The following is a 24929-nucleotide window of genomic DNA, read 5'->3' on the forward strand; positions in this document are numbered from 1 at the left end:
TCCCCCCGGCCGCCGGATCGTCGGTCCGGCAGGGCAGGATGTACGCCGAGGGGGTGGCGGTCATGGCGGGGCGGATCCGGGACGAGGACATCGCGCTGGTCCGCGAGCGCACCGCCATCGCGGACGTCATCTCCGAGGTGGTGACGCTCAAGTCGGCCGGTGGCGGCAACCTCAAGGGGCTCTGCCCGTTCCACGACGAGAAGAGCCCGTCGTTCAACGTCTCGCCCGCCCGCAACGTGTTCTACTGCTTCGGCTGCGGGGTCGGCGGCGACGCGATCAAGTTCCTGATGGACGCCGAGCACCTCAGCTTCGTCGAGTCCGTCGAGCGGCTGGCCGCCCGCGCCGGCATCCAGTTGCGCTACGTCGAGGACGACAGGTCCGCGCCGCGTCCCCGCCCGCAGCAGGGGCAGCGGCAGCGCCTGGTGGCGGCGCACGCCGCCGCCGTCGACTTCTACCGGTCCCAGCTCACCACCGCTGGCGCGCGCCCGGCCCGCGAGTTCCTCGCCGGGCGCGGCTTCGACCGGTCCGCCGCCGAGCGGTACGGCTGCGGCTTCGCCCCCGACGGGTGGGACCTGCTCACCAAGCACCTGCGCCAGCAGGGCTTCACCCACGACGAGCTGGTCACCGCCGGGCTGTCCCGCCCGGCCCGCTCCGGTTCGCTGATCGACAGGTTCCGCCGCCGCCTGATGTGGCCGATCCGGGACATCACCGGTGACGTGATCGGCTTCGGCGCCCGCAAGCTGTTCGACGACGACGACGGCCCGAAATACCTGAACACCCCCGAGACGCCGATCTACAAGAAGTCGCACGTGCTCTACGGCATCGACCAGGCCAAGCGGGAGATCGCCAAGCAGGGCAAGGTGGTGGTGGTCGAGGGCTACACCGACGTGATGGCCTGCCACCTCGCCGACGTGCCGACGGCGGTGGCGACCTGCGGCACGGCGTTCGGCGGCGACCACATCTCGGTGCTGCGCCGGGTGCTGTTCGACAGCGACGAACGGGCCGGCGAGATCATCTTCACCTTCGACGGCGACGCCGCCGGGCAGAAGGCCGCGTTGCGCGCGTTCGAGGACGACCAGCGCTTCGTCGGGCGTACCTTCATCGCGGTCAGCCCCGACAACATGGACCCGTGCGAGCTGCGCCTGGCAAAGGGCGACCTGGCCGTGCGTGACCTGGTGGCCCGCCGCGAGCCGCTGGTCGACTTCGCGCTCCGGCACGTGATCAGCCGGTTCGACCTGGACACCGTCGACGGCCGGGTCGAGGCCATGCGCCGCGCCGCGCCGCTCGTGGCGAAGATCAAGGACCGGGAGAAGCGCCCGGAGTACGTGCGCAAGCTCGCCGGCGACCTCGGCATGGAGATCGAGCCGGTGCAGCGCGCGGTGCTCAACGCGGCACACGGGCCGCAGGCCGGCGGCGCCGCGCCCGCCGCCCCGGCCCGCCCCGGCCGGGCCACGCCCGCTGTGGACAGTCCGCGTTCCATGGTGGAGCGGGAGGCGCTCAAGCTGGCGTTGCAGGAGCCGGTGCTGGCCGGTCCGATGTTCGACGCGGTCGAGGTGACCGACTACCAGCACCCGGTGCACGTCGCGGTACGCGCCGCCGTGGCGGCGGCCGGCGGAGCGTCCACTGCCACCGGCGGCGCGGTCTGGATCGAACGGGTCCGCGACGCCTGCGACGACCTGGCCGGGCAGGCGCTCATCGGCGAGCTGGCGGTGGAGCCGCTGCGCATCGACGGCGAGCCGGACCCGAGGTACGTCTCGATCACCATGGCCCGGCTCCAGTGGAGTTCGGTCACCGGCCGCATCCGTGACCTCAAGTCGAAGATCCAGCGGGTCAACCCGGTGAGCAACAAGGACGAGTACTTCGCCCTGTTCGGGGAACTGCTGTCGCTGGAACAGCACGCACGGGCACTGCGCGAGCAGGCCGCCGGAGGATTGTGATGGGACTGTTCAACCGCCGGCCGAAACTGCCGTCCGCCGACCGGCCGCCGCTGGCCGCCGACGAGCGGGTGCTCGCCTGGGCCGCCGCCGGCACCGGCGAGGGCGGCAACGACGGCGTGCTGGTCGCCAGCAACCGTGGCCTCTGGCTGCCCGGCCGGGTGGAGCGCCTCGGCTGGCACGACATCCTCAAGGCGGTCTGGTCCGGCCGCGAGCTGACTGTCACCCCGGCCGAGCCGGTCGCCGAGCGCGACGGCTACCTGGTGGTGGCGGACGGCCTCCCCGAGACGTACCTGCTCGTCGACCCGGGTGACCTGCCGCACCAGGTCCGGGACCGGGTCACCGGCTCGGTGGCGTACACCTCGCACCACGAGATGCCCGGCGGCTCCGGGCGGATCGCGGCCCGGCGGGTGCCCGGCGTCGACGGGCTGACCTGGACGGTCCGCTACGACCCGGGGACGCCCACCGACGACGAGGACGTGGCCGCCGAGACCGCCCGGCTGGTCGCGGCGGCGCGGGCCGCCACCACCCCCGCCGACGTCTGAGGTCTACACCTTGAGGACGTCGACCTCGTAGAGCGGGATGGAGGCGTCGCGGGTGATGGCCCAGAGCGCGACGTGGGTGTCCAGCAGCAGGGTCATGCGCCGATCCCGAAGTCGGCGGCGATCTCGGCGTTGGTCTGTGGCGAATCCCAGTCACCCGAGAGGTCCACCTGCCCCGCGAGGGAGCCGATCGCCGTGCGGTCGGTCCGGCGCACCAGCGGTACGACCTTCGCCACGGGGGTGCCCGCCCGGTCGATGATGATCTCTTCGCCGCGTTCCACCCGCTCGATGATGCGCGACAGGTGGGTCTTGGCATCATGCATGTTGTAGTGCACAGCCTCAGCCGACATGGCGCGCCCTCCTCGGTTAGCTAAGCTCTTAGTTTAGGCACGTGGGCGGGCGCCGTCGAGGAAGAGCGCGACGACCCGTGCGGGGCCGGTCTCGTCGGTGAGGTCGGCCGCACGGGCCAGGTGCAGGAACGCGTTCATCAGGAACTCCGGTTCGCCGGTGACCGCGCCCTCGGCGCGGGCGTCGGCGAAGAACCGGGTCACCGGGGCCAGCATCAGGTCGACGTAGAGGCCCGAGACGTGCTCGCTGGTCTCGGCGGAGACGAGCGGCAGCGTGTCGTAGATGCGCTGCTCGAACGTGATCGCGTCGCCGTGCTGCCCGGCGGCGACGGTGGCGAGCGCGTGCAGCCGGTGCGGCACGTCGCCGGGGCCGGCCAGCGCCGCCGAGATCCTGCCGCCGACGTCCCGGATGTACCGCTCCGCCACCGCGATGTAGAGGTCCTCCTTGCCGCCCGGGAAGTGGTGGTAGATGGACGGCTTCTGGATGCCGACGCTGCGGCCGACGCCGACCAGGGAGATGCCCTGGTAGCCGGTCGCGGCGAGCTGTTCGGCGAAGGCGTCCATGATCTGGGTGCGGGTGTCGCTCATCGGTTCTTCCTGGCGTGGTGGAGGGCGAGGGCGCAGGCGGCGGTTCCGGCGACGGTGAGGGCGGCGAGCGCCGCGACGCCGATCGGGGCCGCGGCGAGCGGCGTGCCGCCGCCGAGCTGCCGGGCGGTGTCGACGATATAGGTGAGCGGGTTGACCGTGGCGATCACCCGCATCCAGCCGGCGAGTTCGTCGACCGGCGCGAACACGCCGGTGAAGAACGACAGGCCGAACACGACGAGCGTGACCAGGTTGGTGGTGGACGCCGAGTCCGACCGGATGGCGAGCGCCGTGCTCAGCAGCGCGACGCCGAGTCCGAGCGCGAGCATCAGCAGGAGCATTCCGGCGACGCCGGACCAGCTCGCCGGCCGGTAGCCGATCGCGACGGCCCCGGCGACGGTCACCACCATCTGGAGTACGACAGCGAGCAGCGCGGCGACGACCGGGCCGACGAGGAACGGCGTCGTGGTCCCGTGGGCGAGCCGGAGGCGGTCCAGGTATCCGCTGGTGATGTCGCCCAGCACGAGCGTGCCGGCCGCGCCCGCGCCGGTGGCGACGCCGGTGAGCAGGATCAGCGGCAGCAGGAACGCGATGAAGCTCGTCCCGCCCAGATAGGTGCTGCCCACGGCGTCGAGCTGCCCGGCGTAGACGAGCAGGAAGAACAGGGACTGGGCGACCGGGGCCACGAGCAGCGCCGGGGTACGGAGCACGGCCCGGGTCGAGCGTCTGATCGCCGCGAGGACGACCGGGGCCGAAGAGCGGCGGGGCGGGGTGAGCGCGAGCGGGAGCACGGTGTCGGGCCTTTCGGGGTGCGGTGGGGGCGCGCCTCAGCGGGCGGCGAGGGCGACGAAGACGTCGTCGAGGGAGGGCTCGGCGAGATGGAGCCGGGTGATGTCGGCGGCGATCGCGCCGGCTTCGTGCAGGGCAGCGGTCAGCGCGCGGGGGTCGTCGGGGACGCTGAGGCGTACCCGGTCCGGGTGGTCGGGGTCGGCGCGGAACCCGGCTTCGGACGCGGCGACGAGCGCGGTCGCGGCGGCGGCGTCGGACAGGTCGAGCGTGAGCGTCCGGGCGCCGACGCGCCCCTTGAGCGACGCCGGTGGGCCCTGGGCGACCACCCGGCCGTCCCGTAGCACGGCGATCTCCGTGGCCAGCACGTCGGCCTCGTGCAGGTCCTGGGTCGAGATGAGCAGCGAGGTGCCGCTGTGGTTGAGGCGGGTCAGCTCGGTCCAGAAGTCGATGCGTGCGAGCGGGTCCAGGCCGGTGGTCGGCTCGTCCAGGATCACCACCGCCGGCTCGGCGACGAGCGCCACCGCCAGGTCCAGCTTGCGGCGGGTGCCGCCGGAGAGCTTGGCCACCCGGGACGAGCGGTGCTCGCCCAGCCCGAACAGGTCGACGAGTTCCCGCGTGCGGCGGGCCCGCTGCCGGCGGCCGAGCCCGAGCGCCACGCCGTGGAAGTCGAGCACCTCCGCCGGGGTGGCGAGGGGGTCCAGCGCGTTCGACTGCGGCGCCAGGCCGATCAGCCGCCGTGCGTCCCGCGCCTGGGTCACGGTGTCGAAGCCGCCGACGCGCACCGAGCCCGAGGTCGGGGTGCGCAGGGTGGCGATGATCTCCAGCAGCGTGGACTTGCCGGCGCCGTTGTGGCCGAGCACGACGAACCGGCTGCCCGGCGCGACGGCGAGGTCGAGCGCGCGCAGGGCGTCGCGTGTCCCGTAGGTCTTGGTCAGGGCGGAGGCGAGGACGAGCGGGGTCATGCCGCCACCCTACCGACCGGTCGGTAGGGTGGCCAAATCCGGTTGTCGACCTGCCCTGCCGCCGCTAGCGTCGCGGCATGTTCGCCACCGAGCGCGTACGGCTGCGCCCGCCCACCCCCGACGACGCGCCGGACCTGTTCCGTCTGCACAGCGACCCGGAGCTGCGCCTGATCACCGACGGCGGGCCGTTCCTGCCGTACCACGTCGGCCAGGTCCGGGCCCGGCTGGAGAAGCGCGCCGCCGAGCAGCCGGAAGCCGGCGATCCGGTGACACTGCTGGCCGAGACCGTCGCCGACGGCACGTTCCTCGGCACCGGCGTGCTGTGGGGGATCAACACCTTCAACGGGTACGCCCACCTCGGCATCACGCTGCTGCCCGAGGCGCGCGGCCAGGGCTACGGCACCGAGGTGATCCGGCTGCTCTGCCGGTACGGCTTCCGCAACCGCAACCTGCGGCGCCTGGAGATCGAGACGCTGGCCGGCAACACGGCCATGCGGCGTACCGCCGAGCGGTGCGGCTTCGTCCACGAGGGCACCCAGCGCGACCGCGAGTACGACGGCGACGGCTTCGCCGACATGGCGCTCTACGGTCTGCTGCGGAGCGACTGGACGCCGTAGCGGGGCCGCGCCGCGCTCAGCCGCCGTCGCGGTAGAACCGGGCCGCGCCCGGGTGCAGCGGGATCGGGCCGGTCGCGGCCGCGCTGGCCCGGTTGAAGTTCGCCGCCTCCGGGTGCACCTGGATCAGATCGCCCTGCCAGGTGAAGAGCACCCGGGTCAGGTCGTACGCGAGTTGCTCCGGCATGTCCGCCGCCACCAGGATCACGTTCGCCACCGTGATGGTGGGCGTCGGCTCGGCCGTGCCGTAGACCTCCTTCGGCAGCGTGGCGGTGGTGTAGACGCCGCCGAACCGGGCGCTCAACGGCTCGATCAGCTCATTCAGCGGCAGCAGCCGGAACTTCCCGGGCGCGGAGGAGAGCAGGTCCTTCACGCCGGGCGTGGGCAGGCCGCCGGAGAAGAACATGGCGTCCAGCGTGTTCGCCCGCATCCGCTTGACCGTCTCCGGCAACGACAGGTTGAGCCGCTGGATGCCGGTGTTCGGGTCGATGCCGCCGGCGGTGAGCAGACGCCCGGCGATGATGTCGGTCCCGGACTTCGGCGAACCGGTCGAGACGCGCTTGCCGCGCAGATCGGCGAAGCTGTTGATCTTGCCGTCGCTGCGGACGATCACGTGCGTGTAGTTGCTGTAGACGCGGGCCAGCGCACGTACCGGCTGCGGTTGCTTGTCGAACGCCCCGCGGCCGTCGACCGCGTCCGCCGCCGTGTCGGCCAGGCTGAACGCGATCTCCATGTCGCCGCCCGCCACCCGGGTGATGTTCTCCACCGACGCGCCGGTCGGCTCCGCGCGCGCCTCGTACCCGGGCACGTGCCGGGTGATCAGATCGGCGTACCCGCCGCCGAGCTGGTAGTAGACGCCTGTGGTGTTGCCGGTGGCCAGGAAGATCCGCCCGCCGTGCCACGCCTGCCCAGTGGTGTCCTCGGCGCCGCAACCGGCCACCAGCACCGTCGCCAGCAGCGCCGCCACCAGCCGCGCCGGGCGGCCGCTCACCGGCGGACCGCCGGTTCCAGCGCCTCCGCCACCCGCTGCACCAGCGTCGCCGTCTCGTAACCGATCTGGCCCAGGTCGCAGCCGGGCGCGGCCAGCACGCCGAGCAGCGCCCGTTCCCCGACCGCCATCACCAGCATCACACCGCCGTCCATGTCGACGATCTGCTGGCGTACCCGGCCGGCGGACATCAGCCGGGCCGCGCCCACGGTAAGGCTCGCCAAGCCGCTGATCACCGCCGAGAGCTGGTCGACCTGGTCCGGGGAGAGATCCGGCGAGGACGCCAGCCGCAGTCCGTCCTCGGAGACCGCGAGCGCGTGCGAGACGTCCGGCACCTGCTCGGCGAAGTTCGCCAGCAGCCAGTCGAGCCCGGTGGAAGCGGGTGGATTCATGGTCTTCTCCCGTTGGGTGGTGTGGTGTTCGGGGCACGGCGCGTCGCGCTGGCCACCCCCTCGGCGAGGGCGGACAGCCGGGCGCGTACCACTTCGGGGTCGAGCAGGTCGGTCGCGGGTGGCGGCGCGGTGGCGGCGGGCATCGGTCCCGGCAGATGCCCGCCCACCGGCCGCCGGGGCAGCCCGGCGGCGGTGGTCGACACCGGCGCCGGTGGCACGCTCACCGGCCGGATCCGCGCCGCGCTCGGCGCCAGCAGCGCGCCGCCCGGCGCCCGGACCGTGGCCACGCCGCGCGCCGGCCCGCCGGCCGTCGGGGCGCTGGTGACCAGGTCGCGGGAACCGCCCTGCGGCCGCAGGACGGGCGCGTTCTTGAACCACGGCGCGCCGCGCCCGTGCGGGCGCCGCTCGGCCGGCGGCCGGGACGCCACCGACTCGACCCGGGTCAGCACCGACTCCGGTACGTCCACCTGCGCCACCGTGCCGGTGCCAGGGTTGTGCAACTGCACCCGGATCCCGTGCCGGGCGGCCAGGTGGGCCACCACGTGCAGGCCCATGCTGCCGGCGGCGGCGCTGGACAGGGTGGCCGGCGCGGCGAGCCGTTCGTTGATCTCGGCCAGCCGGCTCTCGCTGATGCCGATGCCCTGGTCGTGCACGCGCAGCACCAGCCCGTCGACGGTGCGCCGGCCGTCCACCAGCACCCGGGCCTCCGGCGGCGAGTAGACGGTGGCGTTCTCCAGCAACTCGGCCAGCAGATGCACCAGGTTGCCGGCCGCAGCGCCGTGCACCGCCGCGGTCGGCACGTCGATCTCCACCCGCGGATAGTCCTCGATCTCGGAGGCCGCCGCCCGTGCCACGTCGTCCAGCAGCAACGCGCCCTCGTGCCCCCGGCCCGGCTCGCCACCGGCGAGGACCAGCAGGTTCTCCCCGTTGCGCCGCAGCCGGGCGGCCAGGTGGTCCAGCGCGAAGAGCCGGGCCAGCGCGTCCGGATCGGTCTCCTCGCGTTCGAAGTCGTCGAGCAGCCGCAACTGCCGGGTGATCAGCGTCCGGATGCGCCGGGCCAGCGCCTCCGCCATCCGGGTCACGTCCAGCCGCAACTCCGCCTGCTGCCCGGCGAGCCGCAGCGCGGCCCGGTTCACCGTGTCGAACGCCTCGGCGACCTGCGCCACCTCGTCCCGACCGCGCCGGATCCCGTCCGTCATCCGGGTCGCCGGACCCTCCGCGGGCGCCCGTTCGCCCGCCGCGATCGCGGTGATCCGCTCCGGCAGCTCCCGGTTCGCCATGGTCAGCGCGGCCACCCGCAGCCGGCGCAACCGGCGGCTGGTCCGTACCGCCAGCAGCACGGCGGTGACGAGCGAGCCGAGCGCGACGGTGCTCGTCGCCCCGGCGGTCAGCACCGCGCGCAGCCGGGCCGCGGCGGCCAGGTCGGCCGCGTCCCGGTCCAGCCCGTCGGACAGGTCCCGGCCGAGCAGGTTGTACCGGCGGATCGCGCCGCTCTGCGCCACGTACCAGGCGTCGCCGTCGGTCTTCAGCGCGTCCGGCGCGCCGTCGGTGTCGAGCATCGCGTCGCGCATCCGCCGGGCCGTGGTCACGTCGGCGCCGTCGACCAGCCGGTACCAGGCAGCGTTCGCCGGGGCGGAGGCGATCCGCAGGAACTCGGCCTGCCGCTGCTCCCGGGCGCCCCGCAGCCGGCCCAGCCGGGCCAGCTCGCCGCGTTCCAGTCCGCCTCTGACGAACACCGCCCGCAGCAGGTCGCGCTCCAGCGCGGACAGGTGCTCCTGGGCGGCCACCGAGGCCACCTCACGGGCCTGGTTGGCCAGGTCGGCGTCCCGGAGTTGACTGGGCAGCGCGTCCGCGACCGCGAGCAGCGACTCCACGAGCGACACGTACGCCGGGTCGCCGCGCTCACCGGCCAGCGCCAGGTCCCGGGTCGGCGCGAGTTGTTCCAAGCGCCCGCGCGCGTCGTCCAGCACCCCCGCCAGGTCCGGGGCGGCCCGGCGCGCGTCACCCTGCGCCGAGCGGTAGCGCTCCACGGCCGTGTCGACCCGGCGGCGCTGCGCGTCCACGAGCGGGCGGCCGGACGTACCGCCGCGCTGGCGCAACGCGGCCGTCTCGCCCAGTTCGCGTTCCAGCTCGTGCACCAGACGTACGGTCGCGGTGGCGGTGCCGGCCAGCACGCGCGCCCGGTCGGCGTCGGCGGACGCGTCCAGCGCGGCGTCGGTCTGCGCCGCCCCCAGCACGACCAGCCCGGCCGTGGCGACCAGGATCGGGGCCAGCAGTTGGACGCGGACCGAGCGCAGGCGTCCGGTGCGGTCCGCGGAGCGGTGGTGCCGGCGTACGCGAGCCGGGTGGGGCAGCGGCACGGTGGTCTCCGGTCGGGTCGGGCGGGCCGGGCCCGGACGCGCGTCCGGACCCGGCCCGTTCAGGTCAGCTCGCGCCGAGGTCGCTCAGTGCCCGCTCCGCGCCGCGGTGCAGCGGCACCGGGTCGGTCTTGCGGGCGTTGCCCAGCTCGATGCCCTTCGCCGCCGGGTTCGCCTGGGCCAGGGCGTCCTTGGACTCGAACACCGTCCGGGTGATCGCGCAGGCCACGTCGGCGTCGAGGTTGTCCCGCACCAGCAGCACGTTCGGCACCACGATGGTGGGCACGTCGGCCGGGGTCCGGTAGATGTCCTTGCCGATGGTGCCCGCCTGGTACGCCGGGTTCAGCTCGGCCATCTTCGGCAGCAGCGGAGTGATGTCGACGAACTTCACCTTGTCGCCGGACGTGGTGAACAGGTCGGTGACGCCGCCGGTCGGTACGCCGCCGGACCAGAAGAAGCCGTCGATGCTGCCGTCCTTCATGCCGTCGACGGTCTTGGTGAGGTCCAGCCGCTGCGCCTGGACGTCCTTCGCCGGGTCCAGGCCGGCGGCGGTGAGCAGCCGGTTGGCGATGACCTCGGTGCCGGACTTCGGTGAGCCGGTGGAGATCTTCTTGCCCTTCATGTCGGCCACCGACGTGATGCCCGCGTCGGCCCGTACGACCACCTGGGTGTAGTTGTCGTAGATCCGGGCCAGCGCCTTGACCGGCTGCGGCGCGGTGAAGCTCCCCTTGCCCTGCACCGCGTTGACAGCGGTGTCGAACAGGGAGAACGCCACGTCGTACTGGCCGGCGACGAGCTGTTCGACGTTCTGCACCGAGGCGCCCGTCTCGGCGGCCGTCCCGGTGAGCTTGCCGTCGGTGGTCTTGCTCAGCTCACCGGCGAGCGCGTTGCCGACCACGTAGTAGACGCCGGTGGCGTTGCCGGTGGCGATACCGACCCGGGTGTCCTTGGTGACCTTGCAGCTGACCTCGCGGGCGGCGTCGTCCTTCGCCGCGCCGTCCTGACGGCCCCCGCAGCCGGCGGCACCGGCGGCGACCAGGACAAGCGCCCCGACACCCGCCACTATCCTCGCGTCGATCCGTCCCACTCTCTCTCCTCCCCAAGATCCACGGATTCTTCGACCGCCGGGCGGCCGGCGTGCCCGGCGGCGCCACGTCGGACGTACACGCCCGCGACCGTGAGCGCGGCGAGCGCCGCGCCGATCGCCATGGGCAGCGGTTCCAGCCAGAGCAGGACCAGCCCGGCGATCGCGCCGAGGATCCGCTCCGGCGCGCCGGCCGGGCCCACGCCCGGCAGCCAGCCGCCGGCCGCGACCGCCAGCACCGCCACGCCGAGCGCGGAGACCAGGCCGGCCGTCACGATCCGCCCGGGCCCGCCGATGCCGAGCAGTCCGAGGCCGGTCGGCGTGATCACGAAGGCCAGCGGGATCAGGTACGCCGGCAGCGCGTACCGCAGGGTCTGCCACATGGTCGGCACCAGGCGGCCGCCGGTGACCGCGGCGGCGGCGACCGCGGCGAGCGCGGTCGGCGGCGAGACCTCGGACAGCACCGCGAAGTAGAAGACGAACATGGCCGCGGCGGGCGCCTCGACACCCAGGTTCAGCAGCGCCGGGCCGATGATCACCCAGCCGATGACGAAGGACGCGGTGACCGGCACGGCGAGGCCCAGCAGGCTGAGCGCGACGGCGGCGAGCACCGCGGTCAGCGCCAGCACCACGGCGGGCTCCGAGCTGACCGCCTGCGCGCCGCTGATCAGCAGCGAGGCGGCCTGCGGCCCGAGCCCGGTCTTCGTGGTGGTGGCGGTGATGATGCCGGCCGCGGCGCACACGGCGCTCACCGCGAGCACCCCGCGTACGCCGTCGCGCAGCGCCGCCACGAGCCGGGCCGGCGTGAGGCGGTGCCGCCGGTCCAGGAAGGACAGCGCCGCCGCGATCACGGTGGCGACGACCACCGCCCGCATCGCCGACGCGCCGAGCGCCAGCACCACGATGATCACGAGGAGCGAGAGGAAGTGGTAGCCGAAACGGGCCAGCAGCCGCCAGGCCGAGCCGCTGTCGATGACCACCGGACGGACCCCGGAACGCCGCGCGTCGATCTCGACCGAGAACAGGATGCCCAGGTAGTAGAGGATCGTCGGCACCGTGGCCCAGCCGAGCACCTGCAGGTAGGACACGCCCAGGTACTCGGCGATGATGAACGCCGCCGCGCCGAGCGTGGGCGGGGACAGGATCGCCCCGACACCGGCGGCGGCCAGCATGCCGCCCGCGCGCTCGGCCGGGTAGCCGGCGCGGCGCAGGATCGGCCAGGTCACCGCGCCGATGCTGACGGTGGTGGCGGCGCCGGAGCCGGAGACCGTGCCGAGCAGGAAACCCGAGGCGACGGCGGTGCGCCCGGCGGCGGTACGGGAGCGGCGGAACGCGGCGGCGGACAGCTCCACGAAGAACCGGCCCGCGCCGGACAGGTCGAGCACCGCGCCGTAGATGGTGAACAGCACGATGTAGGAGGCGGCGACGTCCAGCGGCGTGCCGTAGAAGCCGCTGTCGGAGTTGTAGAACGCGTCGACCAGCTGCGCGAAGTCGAGCCCCGCGTGCGCCACCGGCCAGGACTGCGGCAGCAGCCCGCCGTAGTAGCCGTACCCGAGGAACAGCACGCAGACCGCCGGCAGGATCCACCCGGTGGTACGCCGGCACGCCTCCAGCAGCAGGAGCAGCAGCCCGGTGCCGAACGCCACGTCCAGCGGATCCAGCAGGCCCTGCCGGTCCAGGAAGGCGTCGTACCCGCCGCCGCCCGCACCGACGGCGACCGGCAGCACCGGGTAGAGGCAGACCACGAGCGCCGCGAGCGCCAGCAGCCAGTCCACGGGCGTCGGTCCGCGCCGGTCGTCCACGTCGACCGCGTCGGCCTTGGTGCGTCGCAGCCGCACCCCCGAGGGGTACGCGAGGAACACCATCGGCAGGACGCCGGCGAGGAAGAAGATGAGGTAGTACTTGCTGCCCTGGGCCAGCGGGAAGAACACCTGCCAGAGCGTCAGCAGCCCGACCGCGACGGTGACGCCGGTGAACAGGAAGCCGACTCCGCCGGCGAGGACCCGTCCCGGCTTCTCCTCCTCGAACCGGGCGGCCAGTTCCCGGGCGTCCTGCTGGGCCTGATCCGGGGCGTCCTGCGTCTCGGCCGGAGTGTGGTCCTCGGTGTGGTGCGGCACGGCCCGGCTGTGGTGGTGCGTCTCGCCCGGCCCGTCGTCGGACCACTCTGGACCGGCGACGACGCCCTCGTCCGGCGGGAGCGGAACCACCTCGGCGTCCACATCGGACCCCGGTCGTCCGCCGGACGGCGGCCGGGGTTTCGGGGGAGTCGCGTCGGAGGGGCGAACGGGCGGCACGAGGGGGCACGATACGCGAATTGCGCGCGCGTTGGGAACATTGCTTAACGTGATTGCAATGAGTGACGGTAATTGGGGTGACGCGCTCCGGCGGACGCTTCTTGAATCTCTTTCGTAATTGCGCGATCAAGGACTTCGGCAATGCCTTCCGGTGGCCGACCGGGCGCCTTTCCAACGATGAATGGCGAGTCACGGGAGCCGGTGGCGGTTACGGATAGTGCAGCGCGACCGACTGCTGTCGCAGGCCCTGTCGGCCCTCGGCGGTGCCGGCGCCGACCGACGTCGGCAGTACGTGCTCCGGTGCCCGGAAGGCCCATGATCGAATTCATTCCGCCGAGGTCGCGGGCTCCTTCGTCATGACGACGCCGCCACTGCGGCACAGTGGCTGTGCCGGGTGCCGCCGCCGATTCCACCGCGCGCCCGCCGCCGGCGGATCGGACGGGTGGAGCGCCGTGGGTGTCTCCGCCCCCGTTTGGCACCCATGACGTTCCACCCGTCGTGACGGTTGTCGAGATCTTGGGCGAGTTGTTGTCCGCTCCGGGCGGCGGGCGCCGAGATCTCCGGTCGAGTGCGTCGCGCTGTCGTGACGGGGTGCGGCGCCGGCGGGCTTTGCTCTGCAGCCACCCGCGCGGCAGCCACGCTGCGTAACCGTGTGCGCCGATGGATGCAGAGCGAGGCGCCGGGAAACGCGGACGGCCGCGATGGGCGTGAGTGGCCGCCTCGGGGGCAGGGGCGTCGGGCGGCGGGTCTGCCGTTTTCGCGGGTGGTGGTTATGGCCGCCGTCGTCAGGGCATGTCGTCTGACGACGCGACGACGAGGAGGTGCCATGGCCGCCGACGAGGCTCCCGCCCGTGACGGGCGCGACCGCACGGAGCCGGTGGGCCCGGACGACGGTCCGGACAGCCCGACCGACCTGACCGCGACGGGCTGGATGGCGACGCTCAAGCGGACCGTCCGGGAGTTCCAGGACGACAGCCTGACCGACTGGGCCGCCGCGCTCACCTACTACGGCGTGCTCTCCATCTTCCCCGGCGTGCTGGTGCTGATCTCGCTGCTCGGCCTGCTCGGTGACCGGGCCACGGAGGGGGTCCGGGACACCGTCGGCCAGGCGGTGCCGGAGGAGAACATCCGCAAGATCATCGAGAGCGCGATCGACCAGGCCGGCCAGTCCGGCGGGCTGGCCAGCATCGCGGCCGTCATCGGTCTGGTCGCGGCCTTCTGGTCCGCCTCCGGCTACATCGCCGCGTTCATGCGCGCCTCGAACGGCATCTACGACGTGCCGGAGGGGCGGCCGATCTGGAAGACGCTGCCGGTACGCCTCGGCGTGACCGCGGTGATCGGCGTGATGCTGCTGATCAGCGCCGTGATCGTGGTGTTCACCGGCGGCCTGGCCGAGCAGGCCGGAAACGCGATCGGGCTCGGCTCGACCGCCGTCACGGTGTGGAACATCGCCAAGTGGCCGGTGTTGCTGGTGCTGGTGAGCCTGATGTTCGCGATCCTCTACTGGGCCTCGCCGAACGCCCGGCACGGCGGCTTCCGCTGGGTCAGCCCCGGCGGCGTGCTCGCGGTGGTGCTCTGGCTCGTGGTGTCCGGCCTCTTCGCGCTCTACGTCAGCAACTTCGGCTCGTACAACAAAACGTACGGCGCGGTGGCCGGCGTGATCATCTTCCTGGTCTGGCTCTGGCTGAGCAACGTGGCCATCCTGCTCGGCGCGGAGTTCGACGCCGAGCTGGAGCGCAGCCGGGCCATCGCGGCCGGCCACCCGGCCGACGAGGAGCCCTACGTGGAGTTGCGCGACGACCGCAAGCTGCGCAAGAAGGGCAATGCCTCCTCCCACCACTGACCGCTGACCGCACCTCGCCGCCCCGCCCGGATGCGCCCGGGCGAGGCGGCGCGTTTTTCTGGCCCGGCACCTCTTTTGTTCGTATGGACAAAAGTTTGCATCAGGCGTGCCGAAGCTATGGACATGCGACCCGGAAGGCTCCTACTGTGTCGGACACAACACACATCGCCATGGTCGATGTGACGGACTTCCGATGCGGAGGTGACTGCCGGTGCGGACGGTCGACCCCCTGCACGTACGGCTCCTGCGGCTGCTCCGGGACGAGGGCGCGGTGTCCCGCGCCGAACTCGGCGACCGCCTCCAGATGCCCCGCCCGCGCCTGCTCGCCGAGCTGGAACGGCTCGTCTCCCTCGGGTACGTGGCCGAGGCCGGGCTGGCCGCCTCCCGGGGCGGGCGGCGCTCCACCCTGGTCGAGCTGAGCCCGCACCTGCGGTTCGCCGCCGTCGACCTGGGCGCCAGCTCGATCGACGTGGAGGTGGTCAACGGCCGGCTGGAGCCGGTGGCCGCCTACACCGAGACCGCCGACATCCGCTCCGGCCCGAAGGTGACGCTCCAGCGCGTCAACGAGCTGCTGCACAAGGCCAAGGTGGACGGCGCGTACGAGCGGCTCGACGCGGTCGGCATCGGCGTACCGGGGCCGGTGAGCTTCCGCGACGGCGTGCCGGTCTCCCCGCCGATCATGCCGGGGTGGGACCGGTTCCCGGTCCGCGAGCTGCTGACCCGGGAGCACGGCTGCCCGGCGGTGGTGGACAACGACGTCAACATCATGGCGATCGGGGAGCGGCACGGCGGCGTGGCCCACTCGGTCGACGACTTCCTGTTCATCAAGATCGGCACCGGCATCGGCTGTGGCATCTACCTGCACGGCGAGGTCTACCGGGGCACCGACGGCTGTGCCGGGGACATCGGCCACATCCAGGTCGACCCGAACGGCCCGATGTGTTCCTGCGGCAACGTCGGCTGTCTGGAGGCGGTGTTCAGCGGCGCCGCGCTGGCCCGCGAGGCGACTGTCGCGGCCCGCACCGAGGTCTCCCCGGCGCTGGCCGAGCGGTTCGCCGCCCGGGGTGTGGTGACCGCGCTGGACGTGGCGCAGGGGGCGATCGAGGGGGACGTCTCCTGCATCCAGCTCATCCGGGACGGTGGCCGGCGGGTCGGCAGCGTGCTGGCCGGGCTGGTCAGCTTCACCAACCCGTCAATGATCGTGATCGGCGGCGGACTGGCCCAGCTCGGCCACATCCTGCTCGCCGAGATCCGCAGCGTGGTCTACCGCCGTTCGCTGCCGCTGGCCACCGGCAACCTGCCGGTCGTCCTGTCCGAACTGGGCCCGCGCGCCGGCGTCGCCGGCGCGGCCGTGCTGGCCAGCGACCTCGCGTTCGGAGAAGCAGCATGAGCGACACCGGGAAACCACTGGTCGAGGCGCCCGCGGACGCCGTCGCGGGCGAGGTGGTCCTGCGCCTCACCGACGTCGTCAAGACGTTCCCGGGGGTACGCGCGCTCGACGGCGTGCAACTGGAGGTACGCGCCGGCGAGGTGCACTGCCTGCTGGGGCAGAACGGCGCCGGCAAGTCCACGCTGATCAAGGTGCTGGCCGGGGTGCACCGGCCGGACTCCGGCGAGGTCGTGTGGCGGGGCGAGCCGGCGTCGTTCGCCAACCCGCAGGCCGCCATGCGCGCCGGCATCGCCACGATCTACCAGGAACTCGATCTGGTCGACGACCTGTCGGTGGCGGAGAACGCGTTCCTCGGCCACGAGCCGCGCCGGTTCGGCTTCGTCCGGCGGGGGCACATGGCCCGGCGTACCCGGCAGATCCTGGCCCGGCTCGGCCACCCGGAGATCCCGCCGGGGCGGCTGGTGCGGCATCTGCCGGCGGCCGGCAAGCAGATCGTCAGCATGGCGCGGGCGCTCTCCCACGAGGCCCGGCTGATCATCATGGACGAGCCGAGCGCGGTGCTGGCCCACGACGAGGTGGCGAACCTGTTCCGGATCATCCGGGAACTCACCGCGCAGGGCATCGCTGTCATCTACATCTCGCACCGGCTGGAGGAGATCCGCGAGATCGGCGACCGGGTCACCGTACTCAAGGACGGCCGGACCACGGCGGCGAGCCTGCCGGCCCGCGAGACGCCGACCCGCGACCTGGTCGCCCGGATGACCGGGCGGACCATCGAGTACGTCTTCCCGCAGCGCCCGGCCGACCACGGGGGTGGCGCGGAGCTGCTGCGGGTGGACGGGCTGACCCGGCCCGGCGAGTTCGCCGACGTCTCGCTCCGGGTCCGGGCGGGAGAGATCGTCGGCATCGCCGGGCTGGTCGGCTCGGGCCGGTCGGAGCTGCTGGAGACCATCTTCGGCGCGCGCCGGGCGCACGCCGGGACGGTCCGGGTGAACGGCCGGACGCTGCGTCCCGGCAGTGTGGGCGCTGCGGTACGGGCCGGGATGGGCATGGCGCCGGAGGAGCGCAAGAGCCAGGCGCTGCTGCTCGGTGAACCGATCTACCGCAACGTCACGCTCGCCACGTTCGGCAGGTACGCCCGCCTCGGGTTCACCGACGCCGGGCGGGAACGCGCCGAGGCGGACCGGATCGCCGAGTCGCTGGAGCTGCGGCCCCGCGACGTACGGCGGCCGGTGCGCACGCTGTCCGGCGGCAACCAGCAGAAGGTGGTGGTCGGCCGGTGGCTGCTCGGTGACACCCGGCTGCTGCTGCTCGACGAGCCGACCCGGGGCGTGGACGTGGGCGCCCGGGCCGAGCTGTACCAGGTGATCCGCGATCTGGCCGCCCGGGGCGTCGGGGTGCTGCTGGTCTCCAGCGAGGTCCCCGAGGTGCTGGGCCTGGCCGACCGGGTGCTGGTGATGCGGGAGGGCCGGGTGGTCCGCGAGGCGCCAGCCGGCGAACTGGACGAGAACACCGTGCTCGACCTCGTCATGGCGGGGTCCCTCATGGAAGGCGCACCGGCATGAGCGATGTCAGAGAATCCGCCCTGCCCGCGCAGTCGCCGCCGGTGGAGCGGACGGAGACCGCCAAGGTCGACGCGCCGGCGAAGCTCTCCTGGTGGCGCGGCGACGGCGGGGAGGGCGTCAAGCGCAACCTCGGCCTGCTCGCCACGCTCGTCGTGCTGGTGGTCATCGGCATCCTGACCCGCCCCGACCTCTACGGCGACCCGAACTGGGTGTGGGGCAACACGCTCACCATTCTCAAGCTCGCCTCGGTGGTCGGCGTGGTCACCGTCGGCATGACCTTCGTGATCATCGGCGGCGGCATCGACCTGTCGGTCGGCGCGATCGTCGCGCTGGCCGGGGTCTGGTGCACCACTGTCGCCACGCAGAGCTACGGCGCGGGCGGCATGATCTTCACCGCGCTGACCGTCGGGCTCGCCGTCGGCGTGGTGAACGGGCTGCTCGTGTCGTACGGGCGGCTGGTGCCGTTCATCGCCACGCTGGCGATGCTCGTCGCCGCCCGAGGGCTGGCGGCGGAGATCTCCGACAAGCAGACCCAGGTGTCGGGCAACACGTTCATCAACGGCATCGCCAGCACGAACGTGCTCGGCATCCCGCTGCTGGTCTACATCCTGGTGGCGGTGGTGGCGGCCGGCTGGGTGCTGTTGAACCGGACCACGTTCGGCCGCCGTACGGTGGCGGTCGGCGGCAACCCGGAGGCGGCCCGGCTCGCCGGCATCAACGTGCGCCGGCACACCGTGCTCCTCTACGCGCTGTCCGGCCTGTGCTGCGGCATCGCCGCGGTCATGCTGACCGCGCAGGCCACCTCCGCGCAGGCGGCGATGGCCAACCTCTACGAGCTGGACGCGATCGCCGCCGCGATCATCGGCGGCACGCTGCTCAGCGGCGGGCGGGGCACGATCATCGGCTCCCTGCTCGGGGTGATCATCTTCTCCACGATCACCAACCTGTTCGCCATCAACAACCTCTCCGCCGAGGCCCAGAACATGGTCAAGGGCGGCATCATCGTCGCCGCCGTCCTGGTCCAGCAGGTGCAGTTCGGCAGCCTCACCCAGTTCCTCGCCCGCAACCGGGCCACCACCACCTGACCCCACCCGCGCACACCAGGCTGCCGTCGTACCGACTGTGGTCCGGCCCGCCACGCCCGAAACCACCCCACCACCTCATCCCAGGAGGCGTCATGAGAACACCGCGCCATGACCTGTCCCGCCGCCGGCTGCTCTTCGGCGGGGCCGCGGTCTCCGCCGGGGTGCTGCTCGCCGGTTGCACCAGCAACGAGCAGAGCCCGACCGAGGCACAGACCAAGGCGGCCGGTTCCGGCGCCAACACCGAGCCGGGCAAGAAGGTGACCATCGGCTTCTCCGCCCCGGCCGCCGACCACGGCTGGATCGCCGCCATCACGAACAACGCCAAGGCGCAGGCCGGGGCGTACCAGGACGTGGAGCTGAAGTCGGTCGAGGCCGGCGCGGACGCGGCGGCCCAGCGGGCGGCGCTGTCCACGCTGATCTCGCAGAAGCCCGACGTGATCGTGCTGCTGCCGCACGACGGCAAGGAACTCAACGCGTTCGGCCTGGAGGCGATGAAGGCCGGCATCCCGGTGGTGAACCTGGACCGCGCCTTCCCGGACGCGCGCGCCTACCGGTGCCAGATCAAGGGCGACAACTACGGCATGGGGGTGGCCGCCGCCACCTACATCGCCGAGCAGCTCAAGACCAAGGGCGTGAGCAACCCGGTGATCGGTGAGATCCCCGGCATCGAGTCGCTGGAGCTGACCCAGGAACGGTCCAAGGGGTTCGCCGACACGCTCGCCTCGTACGGGTTCAAGGTCGCCAACCGGCGCCCGGCGGAGTTCACAGTCGACTCCGGGCAGCAGGCCGCCACCGGCCTGTTCCAGGCGCTGCCGAAGATCGACGCGGTCTGGAACCACGACGACGACCAGGGCATCGGCGTGCTCGCGGCCGTCAACCAGGCCAACCGCAAGGAATTCATCATGGTCGGCGGCGCCGGCTCCAAGAAGGCCATGGAGGACATCGCCGCCGACAACACGGTCCTCAAGGCCACAGTCACCTACAGCCCGTCGATGGCCTCCTCGGCCATCTCCCTGGCCCGCCTGATCGGCCAGGGCAAGGGCATGTCCGACCTGGTCGAACTCCAGGTACCGAAGGAGATCGTGCTCGCCTCCGAGACGATCACCAAGGAGAACGCGAGCGACTACCTGAAGCTCGGGTTCTGACACACGGGGGGAGACCCACCTTGTCCAGTCACGACAGCATCCTGCGGGTCGGCATGGTCGGCTACGCGTTCATGGGCGCCGCGCACTCCCAGGCGTGGCGCACCGTGAACCGGGTGTTCGATCTGCCGTCCCGGGTACGGATGGCGCTCGTCTGCGGCCGGGACGAGCCGAAGGTGGCCGAGGCCGCCGACCGGCTCGGCTGGGACGGCTACACCACCGACTGGCGGCGGCTCGTCGAGTCCGACGAGATCGACGTGGTCGACATCTGCACGCCGGGGGACAGCCACCGCGAGATCGCGCTCGCCGCGCTCGCCGCGGGCAAGCACGTGCTGTGCGAGAAGCCGCTGGCGAACAGCGTCGCCGAGGCCCGCGAGATGACCGGGGCCGCGGCCCGGGCCCGCGAGTCCGGGGTACGCGCGATGTGCGGCTTCAACTACCGGCGGGTGCCGGCTGTCGCCCTGATGCGGCAGCTGGTGGCCGACGGGCGGATCGGCGAGATCCGGCACGTCCGGGCGGTCTACCTCCAGGACTGGATCGTCGACCCGCAGTTCCCGCTGGTGTGGCGGTTGCAGAAGGACAGGGCGGGCTCCGGCGCGCTCGGTGACATCGGCGCGCACATCATCGACCTGACCCAGTACGTCACCGGTCAGCTCGTCAGCGGGGTCAGCGCGCTGACCGAGACGTTCGTCCGCCAGCGGCCACTCGTCGCCGGGTCGAGCGGCCTGGCCGCGCAGGCCGACGGCAACGGCAGCGCCATGGGCCAGGTGACGGTGGACGACGCGGCGGTGTTCGTGGCCCGGCTCGACGGGGGAGCGCTCGCCACGTACGAGGCGACCCGGTTCGCCACCGGCCGCAAGAACGCCCTGCGCGTCGAGATCAACGGCTCGCGCGGCAGCGTCGTGTTCGACCTGGAACGCCTCAACGAGCTGGAGTTCCTGGACGCCACCCGGCCCGCCGCCGAGCAGGGCTTCAGCCGGATCCTGGTGACCGAGCCGGACCACCCGTACCTGGGTGCGTGGTGGCCGCCCGGCCACATCATCGGCTACGAGCACTCCTTCACCCACCAGGCGCGCGACTTCGTCGAGGCGGTCGCCACCGGCGCCGACCCGGCCCCGTCGTTCGCCGACGCGCTGCAGGTCCAGCTCGTGCTCGACGCGGTGACCCGCTCGGCCGAGCGGGCCGCCTGGACGGAGGTGGAGCCAGCGCTGGCCGAAGCTTCCGCCTGATCCGAGGCGGGCCAGGCCCGCCCGACACTCTCCGGCGCCGGCCGGCGAGGGCCCGCCGCGGTTGCGCCCCGCGGCGGGGACGAGGCCGGCTCCGGGGAGCGTGCCGCCGGTGTCCGCCGGCACGACCAGCACGGCCCTCCGGTGCGGCCGGACCGGGATTCCCCGGCCGCACCGGCGGACCGGCCTTACCTGGGGAGGTAGCGCGAATGCGTACGGGTGTGTGGCTGGTGGGTGCGCGCGGCTCGGTCGCCACCACCGCCGTGGTCGGCGGGCTGGCCCTGCGGGCCGGGCTCACCGCGCCGACCGGATGCGTGACCGAGCTGCCCGACCTGCGCGGGCCCGCCCTGCCGGGCTTCGCCGATCTCGTCTTCGGCGGCCACGACGTGGTCGCCACCCCGCTGACCAAACGCGCCGAGGCGCTCGCCGCCGCAGGCGTGCTGCCCGCCCGGCTGGCCGATGCCGTCGCGCCGGACCTGGCCGCCGTCGAGGCGGCGCTGCGACCCGCGCCGGCCGAGGGCGACCAGGGCGAGCGGATCGCCGCCGTGGTGCGCGACCTGACCGGGTTCCGCACCCGGCACGGGCTGGACCGGGTGGTGGTGGTGAACGTCGCCGCCACCGAGCCGGCGCCCGCACCGCACCCGGCCCACCACGACCTGGCCACGCTGCGCGACGCGCTGACCGGCCGGGCCGGCGTGCTGCCGCCCAGCTCTGCCTACGCGTACGCGGCGTTCACCGCCGGCTGCCCGTACGTGGACTTCACCCCGTCGACCGGCGCCCGCCTGCCGGCCCTGGCCGCGCTCGCCGCCGAACGCGGGCTGCCGTACGCCGGGCACGACGGCAAGACCGGCGAGACGCTGCTCAAGTCGGTGCTCGCGCCGATGTTCGCGATGCGGCACCTCGCCGTGCGCTCCTGGTCCGGCACGAACCTGCTCGGCGGCGGCGACGGCGCCACGCTCGCCGACCCGGCCGCCAACGCCGCCAAGGTCGGCAGCAAGCAGCGGGTGCTCGCCGAGACGCTCGGCTACCTGCCCCAGGGCGGCACCCGGATCGAGTACGTCGAGGAACTGGGCGACTTCAAGACCGCCTGGGACCTGATCACGTTCGCCGGTTTCCTCGGCACCGGCATGCGGATGGAGTTCACCTGGCACGGCTGCGACTCGGCGCTCGCCGCGCCGCTCGTGCTGGACCTGGCCCGGCTCACCGCCGCCGCGCACGCCGCCGGCCGCCACGGCCCGCTGACCGAACTGGCGTTCTTCTTCAAGGACCCGCTCGGCGCGACCGGCCACGCGCTCGGCGAGCAGTGGACGGTGCTGCGGGACTTCGCCGCCGGCCTGCACGCCCGGGTGACGCCGTGACCCGCCTGGCCGACCTGGCCGAACTGGTCCGGGCGCCGGCCGCGCTCTCCGTACCCGGGGACGTGCTGTCCGGCGCCGCCGCGGCCGGATCGCTGGACCGCCGTACGCCCGCCCTGGCCGGCGCGTCGGTGCTGCTCTACTGGGCCGGGATGGCCGCCAACGACTGGGCGGACCGGCGGCTGGACGCTGTCGAACGGCCGGAGCGGCCGATCCCGTCCGGCCGGGTGCGCCCGTCCGTGGCGCTCGGCGTCGCGTCCGGCCTCACCGCCGCCGGGCTCGCGGTCGCCACCGCCGCCGGGGGCCGCCGGGCGGCGGCGGTCGCGCTGCCACTCGCGGCCACCATCTGGGGGTACGACCTGCGCGCGAAGAACACCGCCGCCGGCCCGGCGGTGATGGCCGCGTGCCGTGGGCTGGACGTGCTGCTCGGCGCGTCCGGCGGCCGGGTGGTCCGGGCGCTGCCCGCAGCGCTCACCGTCGCCGCGCACACCTGGACGGTGACCGCGCTGTCCCGCCGCGAGGTGACCGGCGCGGACCGGCGTCTGCCGGGCCTCACGCTGGCCGGTACCGCGCTGATCGCGTTCACCACCCCGGCCCGGCCCACCGTGTTAAGAGGGGCCCCCTCCTCTACCGGATGCGTTAAGAGGGGGCCCTTCCTTCGGCTCGGGGAGCTGGTGCCGGCGGTGCTCGCGGCCGGGTACGCCGCCCGGTACGGCCGGGCGCAGGCCCGGGTGCTCGCCGATCCGTCACCGGCCCGGGTGCGCGCCGCCGTCGGGGCCGGGATCACCGGGCTGCCCGCCTTGCAGGGTTCGCTCACCGCCCGCGCCGGGGCGCGGCTGCTCGGCCTCGCCGTGGCCGGCGCCGCCCCGCTCGGCCGCCGCCTGGCCCGACTGATCTCGCCGACATGACAGCTGTCGCCGAACCGCTCTCCGGCCCGGCCACGCTGCGTTTCGGGTACGGCACCAACGGCTTCGCCAACCACCGCCTCGGCGACGCGCTGGCGGTCCTCGCCGACCTCGGCTACCAGGGTGTCGCGCTCACCCTGGACCACGACCACCTGGACCCGTTCGCCCCCGGCCTGGCCCGCCGGGTCGCCGCCGTGCGCCGCCGGCTGGACGCGCTCGGGCTGTCGGTGGTGGTCGAGACCGGCGCCCGCTACCTGCTCGACCCCTGGCACAAGCACGCGCCGACGCTGCTGCACGACGACCCGTCCCGGCGGGTGGAGCTCCTGCGCCGGGCCGTGCGGATCGGCGCCGACCTGGGCGCGGAGGCGGTCTCCTTCTGGGCCGGCGTACGCCCGCCCGGCGTACCGCCCGGCGTACCGCCCGGCGTCGCCGCCGACCGCCTCGTAGCGGGCTGCGCGACGGTGTGCGCCGAGGCGGCGGAGGCGGGCGTGCCGCTGGGCTTCGAACCGGAGCCGGGCATGTTCGTCGAGGACATCGCCGGGTGGCGGCGGCTGCGCGAGGCGCTCGGCGCGCCGCTCGGCTTCGGCATCACGCTCGACATCGGGCACTGCCGGTGCCTGGAGCCGCTGCCGGTGCCGCGGTGCGTGTCCGAGGTCGCCGCGCACCTGGTCAACGTGCAGATCGACGACATGCGCCGGGGCGTGCACGAGCACCTGGAGTTCGGCGCCGGCGAGATCGACTTCCCGCCGGTGCTGCGTGCCCTGGCCGACGCCGGCTACCGCGGGCTGGTGGCGGTGGAGTTGCCCCGGCACTCGCACGCGGCACCGGCCGTCGCCGCCCGCTCACTGGACTTCCTGCGCGCCGCCGCCTCGCGCGGCGAGGGGCGGTGACCCACCACCTTCCACCCGGCAGAGGGGAGACGGCATGACACCCGACCGACTGCGCGCCGCGCTTCGGGGCGTACCCGATCCGCAGTGGCTGGACGCGGCGCTGCGCCGCGTCGCGACCGAACCCACGGCGATCGAACGGTTCTTCGCCACCGCCGCCCGGCGGTGCGGTCGCGGGCCGCTGCCCGACCCGCCCGGCTGGACGGCCGACGAGGCGGCCCGCGCGCTGCTGCTGACCACGCTGCCGAACGGCCACGCCGCCGCGGCCGAGACGCTCTACCGGCAGGGCGACGCCGCCGAGAAACGCGCCGTGCTGCGCGCGCTGCCGCTGCTGCCCATCGGCGCGGAGTGCGTGCCGCTGCTGCACGACGCGATCCGCACAAACGACACCCGGCTGGTCGCCGCCGCGCTCGGCCCGTACGCCCGGCACCTGGAGCAGCCGGCCTGGCGGCAGGCGGTGCTCAAGTGCGTGTTCACCGGCGTGCCCCTGGCGGTCGTCGACGACCTGCCGGAGCGGGCCGACGGCGAGCTGGCCCGGATGCTCGCCGCGTACGCCGCCGAGCGGCACGCCGCCGGCCGGACCATGCCCGACGACGCGGCCGACCTGCTGCGCCGGCTGACCATCCCCACCCCGGAGGCGTGA

Annotated in this window: 22 protein-coding genes; 13 read left to right on the forward strand and 9 right to left on the reverse strand. The window is 73.5% G+C overall.

The genetic code is table 11. The features are described 5' to 3' along the window. Positions 1-38 precede the first annotated feature (38 nt). Positions 39-1937, forward strand: a complete 1899-nt coding sequence (gene dnaG / locus A8711_RS17930) for a DNA primase (protein WP_043329063.1) — start codon at positions 39-41, stop codon at positions 1935-1937. Next, complete coding sequence (locus A8711_RS17935) at positions 1937-2479, forward strand: hypothetical protein (protein WP_043329065.1); 543 nt, start codon at positions 1937-1939, stop codon at positions 2477-2479. Before dnaG ends, A8711_RS17935 begins: the two co-directional genes overlap by 1 nt. Before the next feature lie 92 nt (positions 2480-2571). Here A8711_RS17935 and A8711_RS17940 read toward each other — a convergent pair whose 3' ends face one another. The 4 genes from A8711_RS17940 to A8711_RS17955 are packed head-to-tail and all read right to left on the reverse strand — an operon-like array spanning position 2572 to position 5159. Continuing rightward, positions 2572-2826, reverse strand: a complete 255-nt coding sequence (locus A8711_RS17940; RefSeq protein WP_043329066.1) for a type II toxin-antitoxin system Phd/YefM family antitoxin — start codon at positions 2824-2826, stop codon at positions 2572-2574. A gap of 33 nt (positions 2827-2859) precedes the next feature. Then, positions 2860-3411: a TetR/AcrR family transcriptional regulator gene (locus tag A8711_RS17945; protein ID WP_043329068.1), complete on the reverse strand. Its 552-nt coding sequence runs from the start codon at positions 3409-3411 to the stop codon at positions 2860-2862. Beyond that, positions 3408-4199: an ABC transporter permease gene (locus A8711_RS17950; protein WP_069088862.1), complete on the reverse strand. Its 792-nt coding sequence runs from the start codon at positions 4197-4199 to the stop codon at positions 3408-3410. The genes A8711_RS17945 and A8711_RS17950 overlap by 4 nt, the downstream gene beginning before the upstream one ends. Before the next feature lie 36 nt (positions 4200-4235). After that, the gene (locus A8711_RS17955; RefSeq protein ID WP_043329071.1) at positions 4236-5159 is read right to left on the reverse strand and encodes an ABC transporter ATP-binding protein; all 924 of its coding nucleotides are present in this window, start codon (positions 5157-5159) and stop codon (positions 4236-4238) included. A 77-nt stretch (positions 5160-5236) separates the two neighbouring features. Here A8711_RS17955 and A8711_RS17960 point away from each other — a divergent pair, with 77 nt between their 5' ends. After that, positions 5237-5776, forward strand: a complete 540-nt coding sequence (locus A8711_RS17960; protein ID WP_043329074.1) for a GNAT family N-acetyltransferase — start codon at positions 5237-5239, stop codon at positions 5774-5776. Positions 5777-5792: 16 nt separating this feature from the next. On the opposite strand, the gene A8711_RS17965 is transcribed toward A8711_RS17960, so the two are convergent. The 5 genes from A8711_RS17965 to A8711_RS17985 form a co-directional block, all read right to left on the reverse strand. Beyond that, positions 5793-6764, reverse strand: coding sequence for a TAXI family TRAP transporter solute-binding subunit (locus A8711_RS17965; RefSeq protein ID WP_069088863.1), 972 nt, complete (start codon positions 6762-6764; stop codon positions 5793-5795). Then, on the reverse strand, positions 6761-7153 hold the full coding sequence (locus A8711_RS17970; protein WP_030503989.1) for a roadblock/LC7 domain-containing protein: 393 nt from the start codon (positions 7151-7153) through the stop codon (positions 6761-6763). The genes A8711_RS17965 and A8711_RS17970 overlap by 4 nt, the downstream gene beginning before the upstream one ends. Beyond that, positions 7150-9513, reverse strand: coding sequence for a sensor histidine kinase (locus tag A8711_RS17975; protein ID WP_069088864.1), 2364 nt, complete (start codon positions 9511-9513; stop codon positions 7150-7152). The genes A8711_RS17970 and A8711_RS17975 overlap by 4 nt, the downstream gene beginning before the upstream one ends. A gap of 64 nt (positions 9514-9577) precedes the next feature. Next, a complete protein-coding gene (locus tag A8711_RS17980; RefSeq protein WP_043329078.1) occupies positions 9578-10597 on the reverse strand; it encodes a TAXI family TRAP transporter solute-binding subunit in 1020 nt (339 codons plus the stop codon). Continuing rightward, positions 10573-12801, reverse strand: coding sequence for a TRAP transporter fused permease subunit (locus tag A8711_RS17985; protein ID WP_233607794.1), 2229 nt, complete (start codon positions 12799-12801; stop codon positions 10573-10575). Before A8711_RS17985 ends, A8711_RS17980 begins: the two co-directional genes overlap by 25 nt. Before the next feature lie 913 nt (positions 12802-13714). Here A8711_RS17985 and A8711_RS17990 point away from each other — a divergent pair. The 10 genes from A8711_RS17990 to A8711_RS18035 all read left to right on the forward strand — a co-directional run bounded on the left by A8711_RS17990 (position 13715) and on the right by A8711_RS18035 (position 24929). Next, positions 13715-14731 (forward strand): YihY/virulence factor BrkB family protein, encoded by a 1017-nt coding sequence (locus tag A8711_RS17990; protein ID WP_124778938.1) that lies wholly within the window; start codon positions 13715-13717, stop codon positions 14729-14731. A gap of 211 nt (positions 14732-14942) precedes the next feature. Next, positions 14943-16121 (forward strand): ROK family protein, encoded by a 1179-nt coding sequence (locus tag A8711_RS17995; RefSeq protein WP_043329082.1) that lies wholly within the window; start codon positions 14943-14945, stop codon positions 16119-16121. Further along, positions 16118-17686, forward strand: a complete 1569-nt coding sequence (locus tag A8711_RS18000; protein ID WP_069088866.1) for a sugar ABC transporter ATP-binding protein — start codon at positions 16118-16120, stop codon at positions 17684-17686. Before A8711_RS17995 ends, A8711_RS18000 begins: the two co-directional genes overlap by 4 nt. Continuing rightward, positions 17683-18771 carry an ABC transporter permease gene (locus tag A8711_RS18005; protein WP_069088867.1) on the forward strand — a complete coding sequence of 363 codons (1089 nt, stop codon included), beginning with the start codon at positions 17683-17685 and terminating at the stop codon, positions 18769-18771. Before A8711_RS18000 ends, A8711_RS18005 begins: the two co-directional genes overlap by 4 nt. 92 nt (positions 18772-18863) lie before the next feature. After that, on the forward strand, positions 18864-19916 hold the full coding sequence (locus tag A8711_RS18010) for a substrate-binding domain-containing protein (RefSeq protein WP_043329088.1): 1053 nt from the start codon (positions 18864-18866) through the stop codon (positions 19914-19916). A 53-nt stretch (positions 19917-19969) separates the two neighbouring features. Next, positions 19970-21142 carry a Gfo/Idh/MocA family protein gene (locus tag A8711_RS18015; RefSeq protein ID WP_369830119.1) on the forward strand — a complete coding sequence of 391 codons (1173 nt, stop codon included), beginning with the start codon at positions 19970-19972 and terminating at the stop codon, positions 21140-21142. 206 nt (positions 21143-21348) lie between these two features. Then, positions 21349-22497 (forward strand): inositol-3-phosphate synthase, encoded by a 1149-nt coding sequence (locus A8711_RS18020; protein WP_069088869.1) that lies wholly within the window; start codon positions 21349-21351, stop codon positions 22495-22497. Next, on the forward strand, positions 22494-23402 hold the full coding sequence (locus A8711_RS18025) for an SCO3242 family prenyltransferase (RefSeq protein ID WP_069088870.1): 909 nt from the start codon (positions 22494-22496) through the stop codon (positions 23400-23402). Before A8711_RS18020 ends, A8711_RS18025 begins: the two co-directional genes overlap by 4 nt. Continuing rightward, a complete protein-coding gene (locus A8711_RS18030; RefSeq protein ID WP_069088871.1) occupies positions 23399-24289 on the forward strand; it encodes a sugar phosphate isomerase/epimerase in 891 nt (296 codons plus the stop codon). Before A8711_RS18025 ends, A8711_RS18030 begins: the two co-directional genes overlap by 4 nt. Before the next feature lie 34 nt (positions 24290-24323). Next, entirely contained in the window at positions 24324-24929 is a 606-nt protein-coding gene (locus A8711_RS18035; RefSeq protein WP_069088872.1) for an EboA domain-containing protein, read from the forward strand.

Origin of the sequence: Micromonospora sp. II (assembly GCF_001709195.1) — a bacterium.
Taxonomy (GTDB): domain Bacteria; phylum Actinomycetota; class Actinomycetes; order Mycobacteriales; family Micromonosporaceae; genus Micromonospora; species Micromonospora chalcea.